The sequence below is a fragment of the Candidatus Streptomyces philanthi genome, from assembly GCF_059553635.1.
On sequence record NZ_JCANQV010000596.1, the window covers coordinates 1 to 1,415 of the forward strand.

Below are 1,415 nucleotides of genomic sequence, written 5' to 3' on the forward strand. Positions count from 1 at the left end.
GGCCGCCTCGATCTGCTCCGGGGTGGCGTGGGTGCCGATGCCGGGGGCGACGGTGCGCAGGGCGCGGGCGAGGTTCTCGGCGCTGGGCCGCTCACCGGGCTCCTTGCGCAGACAGCGTTCGATCACCGTCCACAGCGGTTCGGGGACGGAGGCGGGGCGGCTGGGCTCCTCGCTGAGGTGGCGGTGCAGCACCTCCAGGGCGGTCGCCCCGGCGAACGGCGGGCGGCCGGTGACCAGCTCGTACAGCAGGATGCCGGCGCCGTAGACGTCCACGGCGGAGGTCTGCGGGCGGCCCTCGGCGGACTCGGGGGCGACGTAGGCGGGGGTGCCGACGAATTCGTGGGTGCGGGTCAGGCCCGGGGAGTCGGCGAGGCGGGCGATGCCGAAGTCGGTCAGCATCGGGTGCATCTCGCCCTCGCCGTCGGACCCGGCGAGCAGCACGTTGGCGGGCTTGAGGTCGCGGTGGACGACGCCGTCGGCGTGGCTGGCGGCCAGCGCGTCGGCGATCTGGGCGGTGAGCAGGGCGGCGGCCACGGGGCTGAAGGGGCCGTTGTCGCGGAGGTAGCGGTGCAGGTCGGGGCCGTCGACGAGGTCCATGACGAGGGCGAGCAGATCGCCCTCGACGACGAGGTCGCGGGTCCTGACGATGTTGGGGTGGGTCAGCCGCAGCAGGACGGAGCGCTCGCGGAGGAAGCGCATCACGACGTCCGCGTCGTGGGCCAGCTCCTCCTTGAGCACCTTGATCGCGACGGTTTCGCCGGGTTCCCCGGCGACGGCGGCCTCGGCGCCTGCCGTCTCCCGCTGGCGCGCGCGCCAGACCGTACCGGTGGCACCGCGCCCCAACGGCTCTTCGAGCAGGTACTTGCTGCCTACCGGCCGCACGTCATGGCTCCCTGGTCGTGATCGAACGATGTTCCGGTCCGCTCGCGGCCCGTCGCCCCACTGTAGTGCCGCCACGGCGGCGATCCGCCGGGCCGACCCGGCGGATCGGGACGGACCGGACGGGACTCGTGGGGAAGACGTGCGTTCCGGGCCGATGGTTGCCCGTGAGGACTGCCCGTGTGGTCCGGCGGACCGCCCGCCACCCGTGTGCGCCGTGCCGCGTTCCCTTCGGGCCGCAAGATCGTTGTGTGGTGGTCGACGGGCGTGACGTCCGTCGCAGGTGCGAGGATGCCTCCTGCACGTATGCGGAGGGGCGCGCGGTTTCCGTCGCGGCGTGCGCATGGGACTTGTACGAGCCGAGCAGCTCGGACGCGGTGGGGGAGCCAGCGGGGCCTTCGCCGGAACTCACCGGGCAGAAGGGACCGTTGACGGCGATGCAGATCCGGCTGACCGTCCTCGGGCCGCGCAGCGGCCACACCGCACGGGCCTGCGATGTCCTCGTGACGGCCCCCGCCGGTACCGCGCTCGCGGCG

General features: G+C 73.8%; 1 protein-coding gene. It reads right to left on the reverse strand.

Annotation, left to right across the window (positions count from 1 at the left end; all coding sequences use genetic code 11):
- On the reverse strand, window positions 1-882 hold an 882-nt coding region (locus AC51EU_RS30495), incomplete at its 3' end, for a serine/threonine-protein kinase (RefSeq protein WP_496270328.1).
- Window positions 883-1,415: the final 533 nt, after the last annotated feature.